The organism is Mycolicibacterium peregrinum (genome assembly GCF_001665625.1).
GTDB classification, from domain to species: domain Bacteria; phylum Actinomycetota; class Actinomycetes; order Mycobacteriales; family Mycobacteriaceae; genus Mycobacterium; species Mycobacterium peregrinum_B.
Map to the genome: position 1 here is coordinate 26076 of NZ_LZSY01000177.1, position 19313 is coordinate 45388.

Below are 19313 nucleotides of genomic sequence, written 5' to 3' on the forward strand. Positions count from 1 at the left end.
CTACGGGCGGCCCGATCACTTCTTCGCGATGTTGAAGCCCGCGATGATCGATTCGATGTCCGGTCCCTGTGCCGCAGCTTCGTCGGCGTAGGTGGTGACGGTCAGCTGGATGAGGTACCGCTGCGGGGGCTGTAACCCATCGTTGGCGATGATGACGCGGTTGTAGCTCTGCATGCGCTTGCCGTTGAGGTCGTAGCTGCCCTCGATCATCGCCGACGGGAAGCCCTTCCAGTCCGCGTTGGAAGCATTGAGCTGCTTGAAGTTCTCCGACAACTGGGCATCGGCGTAGCCGTGGTCTTTGAGGGCCTTGGGCACATCGAAATCACCGTGCAAGGTGAACGCCAGCATCATCGCGGTGGGGTAGGTGTTGCCCTTGGCGATCATCCGGGTGCCCGGGGCCAGGTTCGGATTGTTGTAGGGATGCCAGCCCGGGGGGCTCGGCATGGTCACCGTCAGATGCGGGATCTTCTCGGGTGCGATGGGCTCACCGACCACGCCGGAGTCTTCCAGGTACTGCCACAGCGGCACCGGCTGGTTGTCGGCGGGGGCAGCGGGGGTCGTCGAGCTCGTGGTCCAGATCGACTTGTAATCAGGCGTTTCGGCGCCGCAACCGGTGACGAGCACCGCCAGCGCGCCGGCCGTGGCGAGCAGCCGCTTCACAGAATCTCGCGCACCGAATCGATCGGCCGGGCCAGCCGGGTGCCGTTGTCGGTGACGACGAACGGGCGCTCGATCAGGATCGGGTTCTGGGCCATCGCATCGAGCAGTTCGTCGTCGGACGCATCGGCCAAACCCAGTTCGGCGTACAGGGATTCACGTTTGCGCACTGCGGTGCGCACGTCGATCCCCGCAGCTTTGATCAGCGCGGCGATCTCGTCACGCGTCGGCGGCGTCTTCAGGTACTGCACCACCTCAGGCTCGATCCCGTTCTCGCGCAACAGATCCAGCGTCTTACGAGAGGTGGAGCACTTGGGGTTGTGGTAGATCCGTGCCGGCACGCTAGGCCGACCCGTCGAACAGTCCGGTGACCGAGCCGTTGTCGAACACCGCGCGGATGGTGCTGGCCAGCAGCGGGGCGATGGACAGCACGGTCAGCTGCGGGAACTGCTTGTCCTCGGTGATCGGCAGCGTGTTGGTGACGATCACCTCGCGGGCACCGCAGTCGGCCAGGCGCTGGGCGGCCGGATCGGAGAGCACGCCGTGAGTCGCGGCGATGATGACGTCCTTGGCGCCGTCCTCGCGGAGCAGCTTGACCGCGCCGGCGATGGTGCCGCCGGTGTCGATCATGTCGTCGGTGAGGATGCAGGTCCGCCCCTTGACGTCACCGACGACCCGGTTGGCTTTCACCTGGTTGGGCACCAGCGGGTCACGGGTCTTGTGGATGAAGGCCAGCGGGACGCCGCCCAGGGCGTCGGCCCACTTCTCGGCGACGCGCACGCGGCCCGAGTCGGGAGAGACGACCACCATGTCGGTGCCGGCGTACTTGTCGGCGATGTAGCCGCACAGCAGTGACTGACCGCGCATGTGGTCGACGGGACCGTCGAAAAAGCCCTGGATCTGATCGGTGTGCAGGTCGACCGAGACGATACGGTCGGCGCCTGCGGTCTTGAGCAGGTCGGCGACCAGGCGGGCCGAGATGGGCTCGCGGCCGCGGTGCTTCTTGTCCTGCCGTGCGTAGGGATAGAACGGTAGGATCGCGGTGATGCGCTTGGCGCTGCCGCGCTTGAGCGCGTCGATCATGATGAGCTGTTCCATGAGCCACTGGTTCAGCGGTGCGGGGTGGCTCTGCAAGACGAACGCGTCGCAACCACGCACAGATTCATCGAACCGGACGAAGATCTCGCCGTTGGCGAAGTCCCGCGCGGTTTGCGCGGTGACCTCGACCCCGAGCTCCTTGGCCACCTGCTCCGCCAGCTCCGGATGCGCGCGCCCCGAGAACAGCATCAGGTTTTTTCGATTGTCGGTCCAGTCCGTGGCCACTTCGCTGCCTTCGCGGTTGGGGATCGATACGGAGCAATCGTACGTAGCGTTTCTGGTAGTTCGTAGCCGGGTTACCAGATTGCCAACACGAAACTTCCCAACGGCACCGAGCTGGGCGGGGAGCAAGGCGTCCGCGGGCGACCGCCCATGCCTCGGATTGCTGCTCGATAGTGACTGCGATCCGAGGCGCAGATGTGCTCAGTCTTCGGCGGCGCGGGCCTTGCGGGCGGCTTCGGCAGCGGCCGAGCCCGGGCGCTTGCGCTCGACCCAGCCCTCGATGGTGCGCTGGGCGTTGTCCGAGACCGCCAACGCGCCGGGTGGGACGTCGTCGCGGAGCACGGTGCCGGCACCGGTGTAGGCACCGTCGCCGACGGAGACCGGCGCGATGAACATCGTGTCGGAGCCGGTGCGCACATGGGAGCCGATGGTGGTCCGGTGCTTGTTCTCGCCGTCGTAGTTGACGAAGACGCTGGACGCCCCGATGTTGCTGTGGTCGCCGATGTCTGCATCGCCGACGTAGGTCAGGTGCGGCACCTTGGTGCCCGCGCCGATGGTCGAGTTCTTCGATTCGACGAACGCGCCGAGCTTCGATTCGGCTCCGAGGATCGTGCCTGGGCGCAGATAGGCGAAGGGGCCGACGGTTGCGCCCGCGCCGATCACGGCGAGCTGGGCGTGCGTGCGCACCACCGATGCGCCGTCGCCCACCTCGACATCGGTCAGGGTGGAGTCCGGGCCGATCTCGCAGCCGGCGCCGATCTCGGTCGTCCCCAGGAGCTGGGTGCCGGGGCGGACGACGGTGTCGCGGCCGATGGTCACGTCGACGTCGATCCACGTGGTGGCGGGGTCGACGATCGTCACGCCGGCGCGCTGGTGGCCGGCCACGATGCGGCGGTTGAGTTCGGCGCCCAGATCGGAGAGCTGCACCCGGTCGTTGACGCCGGCGACGAGGGCGCTGTCGTCGACGTGCATGGCCCGTACCGTCCGGCCGTCCTGGCGCACGATCGCGATGACGTCCGTCAGGTACAGCTCCTGCTGCGCGTTGTTCGAGCTCAACCGGCTCAGCGCCGAGCGCAGGTCGGCGATGTCGAATGCGTACACCCCGGCGTTGATCTCCCGGATGGCACGTTGCGACTCGGTGGCGTCGGCCTGCTCGACGATGCCGATGACCTCGTTGTCCTGGGTGCGCAGGATGCGACCGTAGCCGGTGGGGTCGGGCACGGTGGTGGTCACCACGGTGGCGGCGGCCGTCGCGGCGCTGTGGGTTTCGATGAGCCCGGCCAGGGTGTCGGCATCGAGTAGTGGGACGTCGCCGGAGGTCACCACGACCGTGCCGGCAAATTCGTCGGGCAGTGAGCTGAGGCCGCAGGCGACGGCGTGACCGGTGCCCAGTTGCTGGTCCTGGATGGCGACGTCGATGGTGCGGCCCAGCTTGTCGGCCAGTTCGCCGACCGCGGGGGCGATGCGCTCCCGGTCGTGGCCAAGAACGACGACAAGATGCTGGGCGGCGGCGTTGGCCACGGTGTGGACCGCGTGGCTCAGCATGCTGCGGCCGGCCAGGGTGTGCAGCACCTTGGGGGTGTCCGAGCGCATTCGGGTCCCGGCACCTGCTGCCAGTACGACGACTGCGGCTTCGGTGGTCGACACCATCATCCCCTTCTCTGCCGGGCGACCTCCCCCGCAAGCGGGAGGTGCCCCCAGCATCCGTGCTGGCACGCCGCCAACTGTGTCATTTTGCGGTCGCTCGCCGGGATCGTGAGCTCCGTCGCCAGGACTCGAACCTGAACTATCTGAACCAAAATCAGAGGTGCTGCCGATTACACCACGACGGAATGTTCGGAAGAGACTCTAGTCGAACGGTCTAGCCTGATATGCGTGGCAGCACCCGACAAGGAAGTCAGGGCCCCCCGGGCCCGGATGACCGGCAGTGAACGGCGACAACAGCTCATCGAGATCGCCAAGTCGCTCTTTGCCGAGCGGGGCTATGAGGGGACGTCGATCGAGGAGATCGCCCAGCGCGCCAATGTCTCCAAACCCGTGGTTTACGAGCACTTCGGCGGCAAGGAAGGTCTGTACGCCGTCGTCGTCGACCGGGAGATGTCGGCCCTGCTGGACGGGATCACCTCGTCGCTGACCAACAACCGGTCGCGGACGCGGGTCGAGCGGGTGGCGCTGGCCCTGCTGACCTATGTCGAGGAGCGCACCGACGGTTTTCGCATCCTGATCCGGGACTCGCCGGCGGCGATCACTTCGGGTACGTACTCGACGCTGCTCAACGATGCGGTCAACCAGGTGTCCTCGATTCTGGCCGGGGATTTCTCCCGGCGCGGGCTCGACCCGGACCTGGCGCCGCTGTACGCCCAGGCGCTGGTCGGTTCGGTGTCGATGACCGCGCAGTGGTGGCTCGACGTCCGCGAGCCGAAGAAAGAAGTGGTGGCCGCGCATGTGGTCAACCTGATGTGGAACGGGCTGACGCATCTGGAGTCCGACCCGATCCTGCACGAGGAGTAGGTCAGCGGTTCGCTCGTACAAACTGCAACCTTGAGGTTGCAGCAACGGGTACTTATGTGCAACTCTTGGGTTGCAGCAATTCCGCCAAGAGAGGAACCTTGACATGACCACGGACTTCGACCGCATCGAGCGCGAGATCGCCATCGACGCACCGGCGCAACGCGTCTGGGACCTGGTGAGCGAACCCGGTTGGTACATCAACGAAGAGCGGATCACCGAACATCAGATCGATCGTGACGGCGACGTCGCGATCGTCACCGACCCCACGCACGGGAAGTTCGCGTTGCGAACCGTCACACTCGATGAGCCGCGCTATGCAGCCTTCCGGTGGCACATCGACGCCGATGACCTCGACAGCTCATCCACCCTCGTCGAATTCTGGATCACCCCGGCGCCATCGGGCGTGGTGCTCCGGGTTGTCGAGAGTGGGTTCGCCTCGCTCGACGAGCCCGAGGCTGACCGCCGCTCCCGGTTCGACGACCACAGCGGCGGCTGGCCGCTTGAGCTCGCCCTCGCCCAGAAGTACCTGGTGGGGGCCGCCGCCGATGCCTGAGAACGCCTCGCCGGTCGAGGTTTTCGCTGCGCTTGCCGATGACAGTCGGTGGCAGGTTCTGGTTGCCCTGGGGCGCAGGCCGGCCTCGGCGTCAGGGCTGGCAGACGAGCTCCCGATCAGTCGCCAGGCCATCGCCAAACACCTGAGAGTGCTCACCGATGTCGGCCTGGTGGTGGCCACCCGGGTCGGGAGGGAGATCAGGTACGAGACGGTGGGGGCTCGGCTCAGTGAGGTGGCGCGGCGGCTCGACGGCATCGCGGCGGGCTGGGAACGCCGGCTTACCAGGATCAAAGATGCTGTCGAGCAGGATAATTCAAAGTAGCTGCCTGGGTCTTCGCGCGAGCGCTCATCCCAAGTCCCGCGATAGCAGGTCCGCCGTCGTCTCCCGGCGCACCTGCACCCGCGCGGCGCCGTCGCGCACCGATACCACCGGAGGGCGCCCGACCATGTTGTAGGTCGAGGCCATGCTGTGCTGGTAGGCGCCGGTGCAGGCCACGGCCAGCAGGTCGCCGGCATGGATGTCCGCGGGTAGTTCCACATCGCGCGCGATCTCGTCACCGGACTCACAATGGCGGCCCACCACCGTGGCCACCATCGTCGGTCCCAGCGGATGGCGATTCGCCAGGGCCACAGTGTATTTCGCTCCATACAGGGCGACCCGCGGGTTGTCGCTCATGCCGCCGTCCACCGCGACGAACGTGCGGCCGCCCGGCTGGGATTTCACCCCGTGTACCCGGTACAGCGTCACGCCCGCTCGCGCACTGATGGCCCGGCCGGGCTCGACGACCAGACGTGGCCGCGGAAAGCGTTCGGCCGCGCACGCCGCGGTCAGCTCGTCGTCGACGACGGCGGCGAACGCGCCGATGTCGAGGGCCGCTTCCCCGCGGACGTACGGAACCCCGTGGCCGCCACCGATGTTGAGCTCCGTCAGCACCAGGCCGTGTTCGGCACGGATGTCTGCCATGGCGCCGATCAGGCGCCGCACCGCCACTCCGTAGGGGGTGGGATCGGTGATTTGCGAACCGATATGGCAGTGCAGGCCAACCAGATCGAGGTTCGGGGTGGCCAGAATGCGGGCCGCGGCGCGGGCAGCCCGGCGGTCGGCCAGAGCGAAGCCGAACTTCTGATCGGTCACACCCGTGGTGACCGCCCGATGCCCGTGGATGTCGATGCCCGGGGTGACCCGGATCAGTACCGGCTGGGGCCGGCGCACCAATCCGGCCAGGTAGGTGATCTCCATCGGCGAGTCGATCACGATCCGGCCCACCCCGACGTCGATGGCATCGCGCAGCTCGTCACACGACTTCGCGTTGCCGTGCATCACGATGCGCGCCGGGTCGACCCCGCCGGCCAGGGCTGTCGCGAGTTCGGCCGCAGAGCAGACATCCACTCCGAGGCCCTCCTCGGCGGCCCAGCGAGCGACGGCCGTGGTCAACAATGACTTGCCGGCGTAGACCACCTCGGTCTGACCGAGGGCGGCGCGGTAGCGCCGGGCACGGGTGCGGAAATCGGTTTCGTCCAGAACATAGGCCGGGGTGCGGTACTCGTCGGCGATGTCGGCCAGCGCCACCCGGCCCACAGTGATCCGACCCAACTCGTCGACACCCGTCGTCAGTGGCCAGATGTTCGGGTCGAGCCGCGGTCGGGTGGTGTCGCGAAGTGAGGGCAGGATGTCCAGCAGGGTCATGACTCCACCGTGGGCCGTGGCAGCGGAGCTGTCAGCAAGCTTGACGTTTCCTTGACGTCACCGGGGCCGATCCTGACGTGTTCAGGCCCTGCCGAAGGACTTCGTCTCCGTCGCCGTCGCGATGAACCCGTTGCCTTTGACGGGATCGGCCATCCGGCAGGCGAGCAGGATGTCGTCGGTGTGCACGCAGGTGGCGTTGCCCGCGTCGAAGCGTTGGCCGGCCGGGAGCATCGCGGCTTCGTCCGCGGTGAGGCCGTCGACCGGGCTGAGCGGCTCTGCGGTACGGGTGAAGCTCATCGGTATCGCGCCGTTGGTCGTGCCGTAACTGAACAGGTGTGCCAGGTTGGCATCGTTGGGCGCTCCGACGAAGGGGCCACGGCAATCCAGTGCGTACATCGCGCGGTGCTGGGTGGTCATGCAGGCGAAGCCGTCGGGGGTGCGAAATCCCTGGACCGGAAATCCCTGGCCTTCACGCAGGACATACTGCGTCGGATCGACGGCGGGGTAGGCGGCGAAGTCGGGGACGCCGTCCGGTCCGAGGTGCGTCGGTACTGCCTCGTGCGTGGATTCCGACGAGTGCCGGCCGGTCAGCCAGATGATCGCGAGCGCCACCGTCAGCACGACCGCGAGCGCCGCCGCCCACCGCTTCATCGGTCCATGATCTCCCCGGACAGAGCGGGGCGGAGCCGAATTCCCGGCCCCGTAGAATGGCGCCATCATGACCGCACCGGGGCACAACCATGTCCAGACCCCGATCGCGGGTCTCGTCGAGCTGGCATTAACCGATCCGTCTCTGCAGGACGTCCTTCGCCGCGCCGCCGACCGGCCCGCTGATCTCGCGCTCGTCGGGCCGGCCAGCGCCCGCGTGCTGGTGGCTGCCGGGCTGGCCCAGCAGGGCCCGTTGCTGGTGGTGGCTGCCACTGGGCGCGAGGCCGACGATCTGACCGCCGAGTTGCGAGGCGTCGTCGGCGATGCCGTCGCACTGTTCCCCTCCTGGGAGACGCTGCCGCACGAGCGGTTGTCCCCGGGGGTCGAGACCGTCGCTGCCCGATTGTTGCTGCTGCGCCGGTTGGCTCATCCCGAGGACGAGACGCTGGGGCCGCCGCTGCGGGTGGTGGTCACCACCACGCGTTCGCTGCTGCAGCCGATGGCCCCCGACGTGGTGGATACCGAGCCGGTCACGCTCACCGTCGGTGCGGAGGCCGAGTTCGAGGCCGTCGTCGCCCGCCTGGTCGACCTGGCCTACACCCGCGTCGACATGGTCGGCAAACGCGGGGAGTTCGCCGTGCGAGGTGGCATCCTCGACATCTTCGCGCCCACTGCCGAGCATCCGGTCCGTGTCGAGTTCTGGGGCGACGAGATCTCCGAGATGCGGATGTTCTCGATCGCCGACCAGCGTTCGATCCCCGAGATCCCGGTGCACAACGTCGTCGCAGTGCCATGCCGCGAACTGCTGATGACGCCGGATGTGCGCCGCCGTGCTGCGGTGCTTTCTCAAGAACACCCCACGCACGAGAACAGCGTGCCGGGCAGCGTGCCCGACATGCTGGCCAAGCTCGCCGAAGGCATCCCGGTCGACGGGATGGAGGCCCTGCTGCCGTTGCTGCATCCGGTGCAGCCGACGACGCTGACGCACCACCTCCCCGAGGGTGCCCCGGTGCTGTTGTGCGACCCGGAGAAGGTGCGGACCCGGGCCGCGGACCTGATCAAGACGGGCCAGGAATTCCTGGAGGCGTCGTGGTCGACGGCTGCCGTCGGCGGGGATGCCCCCATCGACCTCGAGGCGCTGGGTGCGTCCGGGTTCGTCCCGTTCGAGCAGGCCCGTGAGGATTCCGTGGCCGGCGGTCATCCGTGGTGGACGCTGAGCCAGCTGCCCGACGGCAAGGCCACCGAACTCGACCTGCGGCCGTCTCCATCGGCCCGCAGCCAGCAGAGCCTTGAAGAGATCTTCGCGATGCTGCGCGCCCACGTGGCCACCGGTGGCTACGCCGCGGTGGTCACCCCGGGCACAGGTACGGCGCACCGCGTGGTGGAGCAGCTCGGCGATTCCGACACGCCTGCAGGCATGTTGGAACCGGGGACGGCGCCCAAGGCCGGTGTGGTCGGGGTGCTCAAGGGGCCGTTGCACGACGGTGTGATCCTGCCCGGAGCCAACCTCGTCATCATCACCGAGACCGATCTGACCGGTAATCGGGTGACGGCCTCAGAAGGCAAAAAGCTTGCGGCCAAACGACGTAACGTCGTCGATCCGCTGGCGCTGACCGCCGGCGATCTGGTGGTGCACGATCAGCACGGCATCGGCAAGTTCGTCGAGATGACCGAGCGGGTGGTCGGCGGAGCGCGTCGTGAGTACCTGGTGCTGGAGTACGCGTCATCCAAACGAGGTGGCGGATCGGACCGGCTGTACGTGCCGATGGATTCGCTGGATCAGCTGTCGCGCTACGTCGGCGGTGAAGCGCCGTCGTTGTCGAAGCTCGGCGGCAGCGATTGGGCCAATACGAAAACCAAGGCCCGCAAGGCAGTTCGGGAGATCGCCAGTGAGCTCGTCGCGCTGTACGCCAAGCGGCAGTCCGCGCCCGGGTATGCGTTCGGTCCGGACACTCCATGGCAGAACGAGATGGAGGATGCGTTCGGCTTCACCGAGACCATCGACCAGATGACCGCGATCACCGAGGTCAAATCCGATATGGAGAAACCGGTTCCGATGGACCGGGTGATCTGTGGCGATGTGGGTTACGGCAAGACCGAGATCGCGGTGCGGGCGGCGTTCAAGGCCGTGCAGGACGGCAAGCAGGTCGCTGTGCTGGTGCCCACGACATTGTTGGCCGATCAGCATCTGCAGACCTTCACCAACCGGATGGCGGGTTTTCCGGTGACGGTCAAGGGATTGTCGCGGTTCACCGATCCGGCGGAATCGCGGGCCACCATGGAGGGAATGAAGGACGGTTCGGTCGACGTCGTGATCGGCACGCACCGGCTGCTTCAGACCGGGGTGACCTGGAAAGACTTGGGCCTCATCATTGTTGACGAGGAACAGCGCTTCGGCGTCGAACACAAAGAGCACATCAAGTCGATGCGTACACACGTCGACGTGCTCACGATGAGCGCCACCCCGATCCCACGCACCCTGGAGATGAGCCTGGCCGGCATCCGGGAGATGTCGACAATCCTGACCCCGCCCGAAGAGCGCTATCCGGTGCTGACCTATGTCGGCCCGCACGACGACAAGCAGGTGGCCGCGGCGCTGCGTCGTGAGCTGCTGCGGGATGGTCAGGCGTTCTACATCCACAACCGGGTGCGCACCATCGACCAGGCCGCGGCGCGGATTCGTCAGATGGTGCCCGAAGCCAGGGTCGTCGTCGCGCATGGACAGATGAACGAGGAGACCCTGGAGAAGACCGTCGAGGGCTTCTGGAACCGCGAGTACGACATTCTGGTCTGCACCACGATCGTCGAGACCGGCCTGGACATTTCCAACGCCAACACGCTGATCGTCGAACGGGCCGACACCTTCGGGTTGTCACAGCTGCATCAGCTGCGTGGCCGGGTGGGGCGAAGCCGCGAACGCGGATACGCCTACATGCTCTACCCGCCCAATTCACCGCTGACCGAGACCGCCTACGACCGGTTGGCCACTATCGCGCAGAACAACGAGCTGGGTGCGGGCATGGCGGTGGCCATGAAGGATCTGGAGATCCGCGGCGCGGGCAACGTGCTCGGCGCCGAGCAGTCCGGCCACGTGGCTGGGGTCGGTTTCGATCTGTATGTGCGACTGGTGGGCGAGGCTGTCGAGGCCTACCGAGCTGCTGCCGACGGGAAAACCGTTGCCACAGCGGAGGAGCCAAAGGAAGTGCGGGTCGATCTGCCGGTCGATGCTCACCTGCCGCCCGAGTACATCGGCAGTGATCGGCTGCGGCTGGAGGGCTACCGGCGGCTCGCGGCGGCGACGGATGAGGACGCGGTGAAGGCCGTGGTCGACGAACTCGTCGACCGTTACGGCCCGTTGCCCGAGCCGGTGAAGCGGCTGGTGGCGGTAGCCCGGTTGCGGCTGCTGTGCCGCGAGTACGGCATCACCGAGATCGGTGCGGTGTCGGCATCGACGATCAAACTGTCGCCGCTGGTCCTTCCCGATTCCGCGCAGTTGCGGCTCAAGCGGATGTACCCGGGTGCGCACTACCGGGCCACCACCTCGGTGGTTCAGGTGCCGATCCCGCGTGAGACCGACGGCATCGGCTCCCCGCGAATCCGTGACCTCGACATTGTCCGCATGGTGGCCGGCCTGGTGTTGGTGCTCCACGGGCAGACCGAGGGCAGCATCGACATCACCGCGGGCCTGTAATTTTTTTTCTCGCATCTTATTGCCTGGTCGCGGCGCCTTTCTGGCGTCTGCGCCTGACCGTATCCGCGAAGCGCTGTTAACGCACCGACACGGGGATCCGACATATATGCGGGGGGTCAAGGTATTGCGTAGTCGTCTGCAGAAGAGGCGGCGAGATCGTCGGCCATAGGGCGGTCATGCAATTTCCCAAACCGAACATCACGCGATTGACGTCTATTGGCGACAGGTCGCGGTGAGGCAAGGCGAAGGAGTGACCATGAACTTCAAGAAGTTCGCAGTAACCACAACGATGGCCGGAGCACTGGGATTGGGCGCGTTTGGCCTGAGTACAGGCCTGGCGCAGGCCGTTCCGAACGTGCCCACGCCGCCTCCGGTTCCCGGTCCGGCGGTGCCCAATGTGGGCACGCCAAATGTGTATGTGCCGGGTGTCAACGTTCCTGATGTGAACGTTCCGAGCGTTAATGCTCCTGATGTGAACGTTCCGAGCGTCAATGCTCCTGATGTGAATGTTCCCAGCGTGTACGTCCCCGATGTAAATGTGCCGGCTGTGAATGTTCCTGATGTGAACGTCCCCAGTGTGAATGTTCCTGATGTGAATGTGCCGGCTGTGAATGTTCCCGATGTGAACGTTCCGACCGTCAGGTTTCCCGAGGTAGATAATTTCTTCGGGCAGCCGAACGGAAACATCGCGCCGGGTCAGTTGACGAACTCACCGACCATCAACGGCGTTGCGAATCCGTTCTTCGGAATCGCGCCTGGTCAGCTCAAGACGCTGCCCACGGTGAATGGAGTCGCCAACCCGTTCTACGACCAGACGCCGGGTCACTGGGTGATCCCGGAGGGCCAGTTCCCGCCGGAGTCGTAAACCACGGCCTGTGACATGATGGCCGCCTTGCCTTCGGGCAGGGCGGCCATCCCGTGTGGCTGCCGCCCGGTGCGGGCGAATCGCCGCGTTGGCCGTGCTCACGACGTACGTCGAAGTCGGGCACAGTGTTGGTATAACCGAGATCAGCAAATCTCGTCGAAATGGAAGGGGTGGGGCTCGATGACCGTCGTATTGGTCGACCCGCGCCGCCCTTCGCTGATCCCTGTCGACGCGATCGATCTGCTCACCGGCGATGTGCAGTACACCGAGGAAATGCCCGTCAAGGTGCCGTGGTCGCTGCCGGCGGCGCGACCGGCCTATGACGGTGAAGATGCTCCCGTTCTGCTGTCCTCCGACCCGGAGCATCCCGCGGTCAAGGCCCGTTTGGCGGCCGGGGACCGGTTGATCGCCGCCCCGCGGGCGCAGGCCGGGGAGCGGCTCGTGGACGCCGTGGCGATGATGGACAAGCTGCGTACCGACGGGCCGTGGGAAAGCGAGCAGACCCACGACTCGTTGCGTCGCTATCTCCTGGAGGAGACTTACGAGCTCTTCGACGCGGTGCGCGGCGGCAACGCCGACGAGCTGCGCGAGGAACTCGGCGATGTGCTGCTGCAGGTGTTGTTCCACGCCCGCATCGCCGAGGATGCGCCCGTTCACCCGTTCAACATCGACGATGTCGCCGATTCACTGGTGCGCAAGCTCGGTAACCGGGTCCCGGCAGTCCTTGCCGGAGAATCGATTTCCCTGGATGAGCAGCTGGCCCAGTGGGAGCAGCGCAAGGCACAGGAACAGAAGGTGAAAGCCCGCGGGTCGTCGATGGATGACGTGCCCACGGGGCAACCAGCTCTGGCACTGGCGCAGAAAGTGCTGGCCCGGGTAGCCCAGGCTGGGCTGCCCGGCGACCTGGTGCCGGTTGCGCTGACCTCGGTGGTGGTTTCTGCGGATGCCGATGCCGAGAATGATTTGCGCAGCGCGGTTTTGGAGTTCATGGACACCGTGCGGGTGGTGGAGTCCGATGTCGCGGCGGGTCGCCGTGGCGAGGACGTTCCCGAGGAACTCGACGTGACACCGCTGGGGTCGATCACCGAGGACGAGTGGCGGACCTACTGGCCGTGGGCGGTTGTCGAGCCTGAGCCCGAGCCCGATGCGGACGGCGAGCTCGGGGACGATGACGAGGATGCCGCTCCAGTCGAGGACGTCGCGGACACCGAGGAAGCTGACGCCGACGCGGATGATTCGGACTCTGAGGGCGACGCGGCCGACGACGCAGCTGAAGAGGGCGCTTCAGTCTCCGAGGGCGACGAGACCGACGAGGGCGATCGCCCTTAGCGATTGACGCCGCCCGCGTTTGTAACGTCAGGGCGGTTTCCGGCCGGTTTCTCCGCCACCACGTTACAAACGCGGGTCGCGGCGGACCGTTCTGGGCTGTTTCAACGGAGGTTCGGCCACTGCGAAGTTTGGCCCGTCCATCCTGACGGCGTGCCAGCAGCTTGCCACCTCATTGCCCCGTTACCGTGGGGCCATGACGATGCTGCGGGCCGCCGCCACCGTCCTCGCGCTCGTGCTGGGCATGGTGGTTGCACCGCAGGCCATTGCGGACTGCACGGCCACGGGATGTGATCTGCGTTCGCGCATCGCGGCGGCAGATTCCTACCTGGCGTCGCGGCCGGGCACCGTCGGCTACGTCCTACGTGATCGCGCCGCAGGCACACGCTATGCCAATCCCAATGCGAACCAGATGATCTGGACCGCGTCCACCATCAAGCTGGCCATGGTGGTCGACCTGCTGACCCGGGAACGTGCCGGAGCATTGCGGATGTCGGGCAACGACCGGCAGCTGATGGTGAACATGTTGCGCAACTCCGACAATGACGCGGCCGACGCGCTGTGGACCCGTTACGGCGGGGCGGATCACAAGGCGTTCAACGCCGGCTTCCCGCGCTACGGCATGACCGACCTTCGACCGCAACCGGGCTTCGGTGACATGTTTCCGTACTGGGGTTTCCAGAAATCGACCACCAACGATCTCGACCGGTTGATGAACTACACACTGACCCAACTGAATCCGTCCGATGCGGCTGCCGTGGTGGCCGAGATGCAACGGGTCGGTGGGGAGCAACAGTGGGGCGTCTGGGGTGCGGGGCCGTCGATGAATCCGGGAAACAAGAACGGCTGGTCGCAGGAACAGGGCGGCTGGGTCATCAACTCGGTGGGCTTCGCCGGACCCAATCAGCGCTACACGTTGGCGATCATGAACGGACTCAACGGGCAGGGCGGCTACGACGACGGCGTCGCAACCACCACTCGGCTCAGCCAGATCCTGCTCGGTGCCTGACCGTGCTGGGCCGTCTCGCTATTCGGCCAGTGCCTGGTCGAACAGCGAGGTCAGATCGTCATAGCTGTGGGGCTGGATGCGCTCGCCGTTGAGAAAGAACGTCGGCGTTCCCTGTACGCCCAGGGCGCGGCCGTCGGCCACGTCGAGTTGGACGCGGGCGGCGGTGGCTGGGTCGCTGTAGGACTTGTCGAATGCGGCCATGTCGAGACCGAGTTCTGCTGCGAAGCCCCGGAATACCTCGTCCGCCGGATCCTGCTTTTCGCCCCATTGATCTTGGGCGTCGTACATCTTCTTGTACATCGCCTCGAACTTGTCCTGCTGGGCGGCGGCCTCGACGGCGCGTGCCGCTCGTTCGGCGTTGTAGTGAGCGCTGAGTGGGAAGTACCGGATGACGAAGTTCACCCGGTCGCCGTACTCGGCCCGCAGTTGCTCGATGGAGGGATACACCGCGCGACAACCTTCGCACTCGAAGTCGAGGAACTCCACGAATGTCACGTCGCTGTCGGGAACGGAGTTCAGCCGATGACTGTTCTCGCGCACCACCTGGCCGGATTCGACGGCGGCCACCGGTGGCGGGCCGCCGCGATCACGAGTCGACTGATACACGAAGACGCCGATGGCCAGCACCGCGATTGCCAGTGCGGTGAGCAGCATTCGGGTGTTGCGCGTCATCGGGTCAGTGCCTCACTCGAACAGCGTCGAACCCCAGTACCCCGAGCTGTCACCGCCACGCAGCCCGGGCGGGCAGGCGAAGATGGCTGTACCGGTGTGGGTGATGTACTCGTTGAGCAGATCCTTGCGGGACAACTCGCGCTGCATCGGGATGAATTGCTTCTCGGGGCTGCGCACGAACGCGATGAAGAACAGGCCCGCGTCCAGGTGGCCGAAACCGTCCGAACCGTCGGTGAAGTTGTAGCCGCGACGCAGGATCTCGATGCCGCCGAGGTGGTCGGCCGAGGCCAGCCGAACATGGGCGTCCTTGTCGATCTTCGGATCGCCCTTGCCGTCGGTGATCTCGAAATTGAGCTCGTCGAATTCCTGCTGCAACCCGTTGGGGGCGCCGCTGCCCTTCTGCCGGCCGATCACCCGCTCCTGCTCCAGAAGTGTGGTGCGATCCCAGTTCTCGATGCGCATCCGGATCCGTCGGGTGATCAGGTAGCTGCCGCCGGTGAGCCAGGCCGGCCCGTCACCCTCGCCCACCCAGACGTTCTTGTCGAGCAGATCGGTCTGATCGGACTTGAGGTTGTTCGTTCCGTCCTTGAACCCGAACAGGTTTCGTGGGGTGGCCTGGTCCCGGGTGGTCGACGAGGTACGGCCGAACCCCAGCTGTGAGTACCGCACCGCGACCGTGCCGAACCCGACGCGGGCCAGGTTGCGGATCGCATGCACCGCGACCTGGGGATCGTTGGCGCACGCCTGGACGCAGATGTCGCCCCCGCTACGGGCCGGATCCATGGTTTCGTTGGGGAACTTTGGCAGATCCTTGAGTTCGGCGGGCTGCTTGTCGGCGATGCCGAAGCGGTCCTTACCGTCCTTGCGGAAGAACGACGGCCCGAACCCGATCGTCAGGGTCAGCTGTGAGGCCGGAAGTCCCAGTGCCTCACCGGTATCCGAGGGTGGCGCATACGGATTGCCGTCCACGGCGCCGCCGTCTTCGGTCTCCTCGCCGCGCGTCATCCGCTCGGCCATCTGCGTCCACTGCTTGAGCAGTGCAACGACGTCCTCGCGGTTGTCGGTGGTGACATCGAAGGAGCAGAAGTGCATCCGGTCCTGCGCCTCGGTGATGATGCCTGCCTGCCGGTCACCTCGAAACGGGACCGGCCCCTGCAGGACACCGTGCGGGACGCTGGCCGCCGAAGCGCGGCCGGCCAGCGCACCGGCGCCGGCCGCACCGACTACCGCGGCGGTGACCCCGGCGGCGCCGAACAGCTTGCGCCGGGAGAATCCGGCGGACTGCTCGGCATCCGGGGTGGATTCCGGAGAATCACTGCTTGGCGATGACACCCTGTACCTGGCTCACTTCTTTGCTCAGCGCGTCGATGGCGCGCGACAGTTCCTGACGTTGCGGCTCGGTCACCTTGTCGTAGGAGACGAAGCCGTCGCCGTCACGATACTTCTCCAGCAACTTCTCGACGTCGGCGAAGCGGGCGTCCACCCGCTTGCCCAGCTCGGCGTCGCGCTCGTCGAGGATCGGCCGCACCGAGGCCACCGCGGTCTGCGAACCTTCGACGTTGGCCCGGAAGTCCCACAGGTCGGTGTGGCTGAAGATGTCCTCTTCGCCGCTGATCTTGCTCATAGCGATCTCGTCGAGCAGACCCTGTGCACCACCGGCGATCTGGGTGGAGTCGATGGTCCAGTCCGGTGCCTTGACCCCGGCCTGGAGTTCCTTGACGTCGGCGATCAGCTGATCGCCGAGGGCGTTGGCGTCCGGTTGCAGGCCGGTGACCCACAGTTGCTTCTCCAGCGCGTGGAAGCCGGTCCACTTCTGCCCGGGCTCGAGGTCGGCCTCACGCAGGTCGACTCGCGGATCGAGGTCATTGGGGAAGGATTCGGCGACCGGCTCGATGCGCTCCCAGTAGACGCGCGAGGTCGGGTAGTGCGCCTTGGCCTTTTCGACGTCCTTGGCCTTGACCGCGGCGACAAATTCCTCGGTCGCCGGAACCAGGGCGTCGACCTGGCTGATCACGTAGCGCTTGTAGTTGTCGGCGGCGTCCTTGAACTTGCCCTCGGTATCGACCTGCACGGCCTCGCCGGTGACCTCGAAGTTGCCGCGGATGCCCTCGCCGACCATGCCGGGCCGGCACGAGGTCTGGTACGTGCCGGGCTGGGTGAGTTGAACGATCAGCTGCCGCCTGAGTCCGGGTGAGATGTTCTCCACCTCGCCCATGACCCGCTCGCCCTCGCCGTAGACGTAGAACTCGGTGACCTTGTCGCCGGTGTTGGTGACCTCGAAGGTGCTGGGCCCGGTGGTCGCGGTCGTCCCGGACAACTTGCACTCGGTGTCGGAGGCGTCGACGGTGATCGTGCCCGCCTTGGCGTCGTCGCCGCTGGTGGTCTCCTTGGCCTGGCAGGCGCTCATCGAAATGCCGGCCAGCACCGCGGCGGTGGCCGCGAATCCGGTCTTGACGACAGGGGTCATCTTCACTTGGTCGACCTTTCGGGTGCGGTGGAGGTCTCCGGCTCGACGGTCGACTCGGAGGACGGCTCGGAAGTGGTTGAGGCGCCGGAGGCGGCGCTGTGGGCGCGCACCGGCTTCAGGAACAGCGCCAGCACCACCACGATGTAGGCCACCCACGCACCGAACTGCAGCACGGTCGGTGTGGGGTCGATGTTGAAGACGCCCTGGATGATCTCGCCGTACCAGGCCGACCAGTCGAACGCACCGCTCATGTCGAAGGCCTTGGCACTGAGCCCGGGGATCCAGCCGACGGTCTGCAGCGCCTTGATGCCGTAGGCCAGGATTCCGGCGGCCACCACGATCAGGAAGATGCCGGTGTATTTGAAGAACTTGGCGAGGTTGATCCGGACGGCCCCGGCGTACATGCCGTAGGCGATCGCGGCGGCGATCAGCACACCGATGATCAGACCCATCAGCGGCCACAGCGTCTCGGCTTCGGCGTAGCCGACCATGAACAGCGCGGTCTCGACCCCTTCACGCCCCACCGCCAGGAAGGCCAGCAGTGCCACCGCCAGGCCGCCGGTCTCCAGCGCCTGCGACATGTCGCCGCGCAGCTGGCCCGACATCGAGGCCGACGCCTTCTTCATCCACAGCACCATGGTGGTGACGATGACGACGGCGATCAGTGAGGCGATGCCGGCGATGGCTTCGGCGCCCAGTCCGCTGATGGTGTTCTCACCGAACTGGATCACGAGGAAGACGGTGACGGTCATGGCAATCGCGGCGCCGACTCCCAGCCACACCCATTTGAGCGCGTCGCGGCGTTCGGATTTGACCAGAAACGCCACCAGGATCGAGACCACGATGGCGGCTTCGAGACCTTCCCGCAAACCGATCAGGCCACTGCCGAATACCTGCGATGTGACGTTGGAGGCGGCCAGCGTGCTGGTCGGAACGTCCGAGATGACAGTCATCAAAGCGTCCTCGTTCGACCGGGGTGAAAGCACCGTGAAAAATGTAGCCTTGCCTTGCCATAGCAAGGCGTGGCTCACCTTAGCAGGGGGGTCTGTGGGACCGGCTGACTTCACCTGCCGTTCTTCCGGCACGCCCCCGTCGCCCGACGCGTCCACGGTCGCGCATGCGACGATGGCCAATCAGACCGAGCGGGGTTGAGGGAGTCCGGTGTCGCCAGTGCGTTGGCTGCGGGCTGTCGCCGTTATTGCTGCGACAGCGCTGCTGTTGGCATCCAGCTGTTCGTGGCATCTGGGGACCCCAATTCCCGAAGGTGTGCCACCGCCGGCCGGGGACGCGGTGCCTGCGATCGACACCTATGCCAAGGGCCGACCGGCCGATCAGCTCCACGAATGGGCGGCGCAGCGAGCGCCCGCGATGGGCATGCCCGTCAACGCCCTGGAGGCCTACGCCTACGCGGCGCGCGTCGCCCAGGTGGAGAATCCCAACTGCAAGGTGGCCTGGACCACTTTGGCCGGCATCGGCATGGTCGAGAGTCACCACGGCACCTACCGCGGCGCGATGATCGCCCGCAACGGCGACGTCACGCCACCGATCCGCGGCGTCCAGCTGGACGGGACGGCCGGCAATCTGCGCATTCCTGACACCGACAAGGGCAAGCTCGATGGGGATCCGCTGATGGACCGGGCCATGGGGCCGATGCAGTTCATCCCGGAGACCTGGGGTCATTTCGGGGTGGACGCCAACAACGACGGGGTCGTGAGCCCGGACAACTTCGACGACGCCGCGCTCTCGGCCGCCGGCCTGCTGTGCTGGTATGGCAAGGACCTGTCCACGCCGCGGGGCTGGATGAAGGCGCTGAAGGCCTACAACAACTCCGACCAGTACGCCCGGATGGTCCGTGACTGGGCGACGGCGTATGCCGGTGGCCACGGCTTGTGACGCGCGTGGGTGAC

At 66.2% G+C, this 19313-nt stretch carries 18 protein-coding genes and 1 tRNA gene; 8 read left to right on the top strand and 11 right to left on the bottom strand.

All coding sequences use genetic code 11. From position 1 onward, the window contains the following. Positions 1 to 15 precede the first annotated feature (15 nt). The 5 genes from A5779_RS28555 to A5779_RS28575 form a co-directional block, all read right to left on the bottom strand. On the bottom strand, positions 16 to 660 hold the full coding sequence (locus A5779_RS28555) for an LpqN/LpqT family lipoprotein (protein WP_064887095.1): 645 nt from the start codon (positions 658 to 660) through the stop codon (positions 16 to 18). After that, positions 657 to 998 carry an arsenate reductase (glutaredoxin) gene (gene arsC, locus A5779_RS28560; protein WP_064887096.1) on the bottom strand — a complete coding sequence of 114 codons (342 nt, stop codon included), beginning with the start codon at positions 996 to 998 and terminating at the stop codon, positions 657 to 659. The genes A5779_RS28555 and arsC overlap by 4 nt, the downstream gene beginning before the upstream one ends. Position 999: 1 nt before the next feature. After that, positions 1000 to 1980: a ribose-phosphate diphosphokinase gene (locus A5779_RS28565; RefSeq protein WP_064887097.1), complete on the bottom strand. Its 981-nt coding sequence runs from the start codon at positions 1978 to 1980 to the stop codon at positions 1000 to 1002. 198 nt (positions 1981 to 2178) lie between these two features. Then, positions 2179 to 3627, bottom strand: coding sequence for a bifunctional UDP-N-acetylglucosamine diphosphorylase/glucosamine-1-phosphate N-acetyltransferase GlmU (gene glmU, locus A5779_RS28570; protein WP_064887122.1), 1449 nt, complete (start codon positions 3625 to 3627; stop codon positions 2179 to 2181). A gap of 110 nt (positions 3628 to 3737) precedes the next feature. Continuing rightward, positions 3738 to 3809: transfer RNA gene (locus A5779_RS28575), tRNA-Gln, on the bottom strand. Between the two features lie 85 nt (positions 3810 to 3894). Here A5779_RS28575 and A5779_RS28580 point away from each other — a divergent pair. The 3 genes from A5779_RS28580 to A5779_RS28590 all read left to right on the top strand — a co-directional run bounded on the left by A5779_RS28580 (position 3895) and on the right by A5779_RS28590 (position 5363). Further along, positions 3895 to 4488, top strand: coding sequence for a TetR/AcrR family transcriptional regulator (locus A5779_RS28580; RefSeq protein WP_064887098.1), 594 nt, complete (start codon positions 3895 to 3897; stop codon positions 4486 to 4488). Between the two features lie 103 nt (positions 4489 to 4591). After that, positions 4592 to 5041, top strand: a complete 450-nt coding sequence (locus A5779_RS28585; RefSeq protein WP_064887099.1) for an SRPBCC domain-containing protein — start codon at positions 4592 to 4594, stop codon at positions 5039 to 5041. Further along, on the top strand, positions 5034 to 5363 hold the full coding sequence (locus A5779_RS28590; protein ID WP_064887100.1) for an ArsR/SmtB family transcription factor: 330 nt from the start codon (positions 5034 to 5036) through the stop codon (positions 5361 to 5363). The genes A5779_RS28585 and A5779_RS28590 overlap by 8 nt, the downstream gene beginning before the upstream one ends. Positions 5364 to 5387: 24 nt before the next feature. On the opposite strand, the gene lysA is transcribed toward A5779_RS28590, so the two are convergent. Together lysA and A5779_RS28600 are read right to left on the bottom strand one after the other, a co-directional pair. Continuing rightward, a complete protein-coding gene (lysA, locus tag A5779_RS28595; protein ID WP_064887101.1) occupies positions 5388 to 6728 on the bottom strand; it encodes a diaminopimelate decarboxylase in 1341 nt (446 codons plus the stop codon). Between the two features lie 81 nt (positions 6729 to 6809). Next, positions 6810 to 7379 carry a hypothetical protein gene (locus A5779_RS28600; RefSeq protein ID WP_064887102.1) on the bottom strand — a complete coding sequence of 190 codons (570 nt, stop codon included), beginning with the start codon at positions 7377 to 7379 and terminating at the stop codon, positions 6810 to 6812. Positions 7380 to 7446: 67 nt separating this feature from the next. On the opposite strand from A5779_RS28600, the gene mfd reads away from it, so the two are divergent. The 4 genes from mfd (at position 7447) to A5779_RS28620 (ending at position 14267) form a co-directional block, all read left to right on the top strand. After that, positions 7447 to 11067 (top strand): transcription-repair coupling factor, encoded by a 3621-nt coding sequence (gene mfd, locus A5779_RS28605; protein WP_064887103.1) that lies wholly within the window; start codon positions 7447 to 7449, stop codon positions 11065 to 11067. Positions 11068 to 11323: 256 nt separating this feature from the next. Further along, on the top strand, positions 11324 to 11932 hold the full coding sequence (locus A5779_RS28610; protein WP_064887123.1) for a hypothetical protein: 609 nt from the start codon (positions 11324 to 11326) through the stop codon (positions 11930 to 11932). Positions 11933 to 12112: 180 nt separating this feature from the next. Beyond that, a complete protein-coding gene (locus A5779_RS28615; RefSeq protein ID WP_064887104.1) occupies positions 12113 to 13261 on the top strand; it encodes a nucleoside triphosphate pyrophosphohydrolase in 1149 nt (382 codons plus the stop codon). Positions 13262 to 13454: 193 nt separating this feature from the next. Continuing rightward, positions 13455 to 14267 (top strand): serine hydrolase, encoded by an 813-nt coding sequence (locus tag A5779_RS28620; protein WP_082941892.1) that lies wholly within the window; start codon positions 13455 to 13457, stop codon positions 14265 to 14267. 18 nt (positions 14268 to 14285) lie between these two features. On the opposite strand, the gene A5779_RS28625 is transcribed toward A5779_RS28620, so the two are convergent. Genes A5779_RS28625 through efeU form a run of 4 tightly spaced genes read right to left on the bottom strand, consistent with a single transcriptional unit; the run spans position 14286 to position 18359 of the window. Next, positions 14286 to 14939, bottom strand: a complete 654-nt coding sequence (locus A5779_RS28625) for a DsbA family protein (protein WP_064887105.1) — start codon at positions 14937 to 14939, stop codon at positions 14286 to 14288. Between the two features lie 12 nt (positions 14940 to 14951). After that, complete coding sequence (gene efeB / locus A5779_RS28630) at positions 14952 to 16271, bottom strand: iron uptake transporter deferrochelatase/peroxidase subunit (RefSeq protein ID WP_064887106.1); 1320 nt, start codon at positions 16269 to 16271, stop codon at positions 14952 to 14954. Further along, on the bottom strand, positions 16252 to 17412 hold the full coding sequence (gene efeO, locus A5779_RS28635) for an iron uptake system protein EfeO (RefSeq protein WP_064887107.1): 1161 nt from the start codon (positions 17410 to 17412) through the stop codon (positions 16252 to 16254). Before efeO ends, efeB begins: the two co-directional genes overlap by 20 nt. Next, positions 17409 to 18359, bottom strand: a complete 951-nt coding sequence (efeU, locus tag A5779_RS28640; RefSeq protein ID WP_064887108.1) for an iron uptake transporter permease EfeU — start codon at positions 18357 to 18359, stop codon at positions 17409 to 17411. The genes efeO and efeU overlap by 4 nt, the downstream gene beginning before the upstream one ends. 208 nt (positions 18360 to 18567) lie before the next feature. On the opposite strand from efeU, the gene A5779_RS28645 reads away from it, so the two are divergent. Beyond that, the gene (locus tag A5779_RS28645; RefSeq protein WP_064887109.1) at positions 18568 to 19299 is read left to right on the top strand and encodes a lytic transglycosylase domain-containing protein; all 732 of its coding nucleotides are present in this window, start codon (positions 18568 to 18570) and stop codon (positions 19297 to 19299) included. Positions 19300 to 19313 lie beyond the last annotated feature (14 nt).

Coding starts and splice junctions, on each gene's coding strand:
- glmU (WP_064887122.1), bottom strand. CDS start 3,627: ATGGTGTCGACCACCGAAGCCGCAGTCGTCGTACTGGCAGCAGGTGCC.
- A5779_RS28580 (WP_064887098.1), top strand. CDS start 3,895: ATGACCGGCAGTGAACGGCGACAACAGCTCATCGAGATCGCCAAGTCG.
- A5779_RS28585 (WP_064887099.1), top strand. CDS start 4,592: ATGACCACGGACTTCGACCGCATCGAGCGCGAGATCGCCATCGACGCA.
- A5779_RS28590 (WP_064887100.1), top strand. CDS start 5,034: ATGCCTGAGAACGCCTCGCCGGTCGAGGTTTTCGCTGCGCTTGCCGAT.
- lysA (WP_064887101.1), bottom strand. CDS start 6,728: ATGACCCTGCTGGACATCCTGCCCTCACTTCGCGACACCACCCGACCG.
- A5779_RS28600 (WP_064887102.1), bottom strand. CDS start 7,379: ATGAAGCGGTGGGCGGCGGCGCTCGCGGTCGTGCTGACGGTGGCGCTC.
- mfd (WP_064887103.1), top strand. CDS start 7,447: ATGACCGCACCGGGGCACAACCATGTCCAGACCCCGATCGCGGGTCTC.
- A5779_RS28610 (WP_064887123.1), top strand. CDS start 11,324: ATGAACTTCAAGAAGTTCGCAGTAACCACAACGATGGCCGGAGCACTG.
- A5779_RS28615 (WP_064887104.1), top strand. CDS start 12,113: ATGACCGTCGTATTGGTCGACCCGCGCCGCCCTTCGCTGATCCCTGTC.
- A5779_RS28620 (WP_082941892.1), top strand. CDS start 13,455: ATGACGATGCTGCGGGCCGCCGCCACCGTCCTCGCGCTCGTGCTGGGC.
- A5779_RS28625 (WP_064887105.1), bottom strand. CDS start 14,939: ATGACGCGCAACACCCGAATGCTGCTCACCGCACTGGCAATCGCGGTG.
- efeU (WP_064887108.1), bottom strand. CDS start 18,359: ATGACTGTCATCTCGGACGTTCCGACCAGCACGCTGGCCGCCTCCAAC.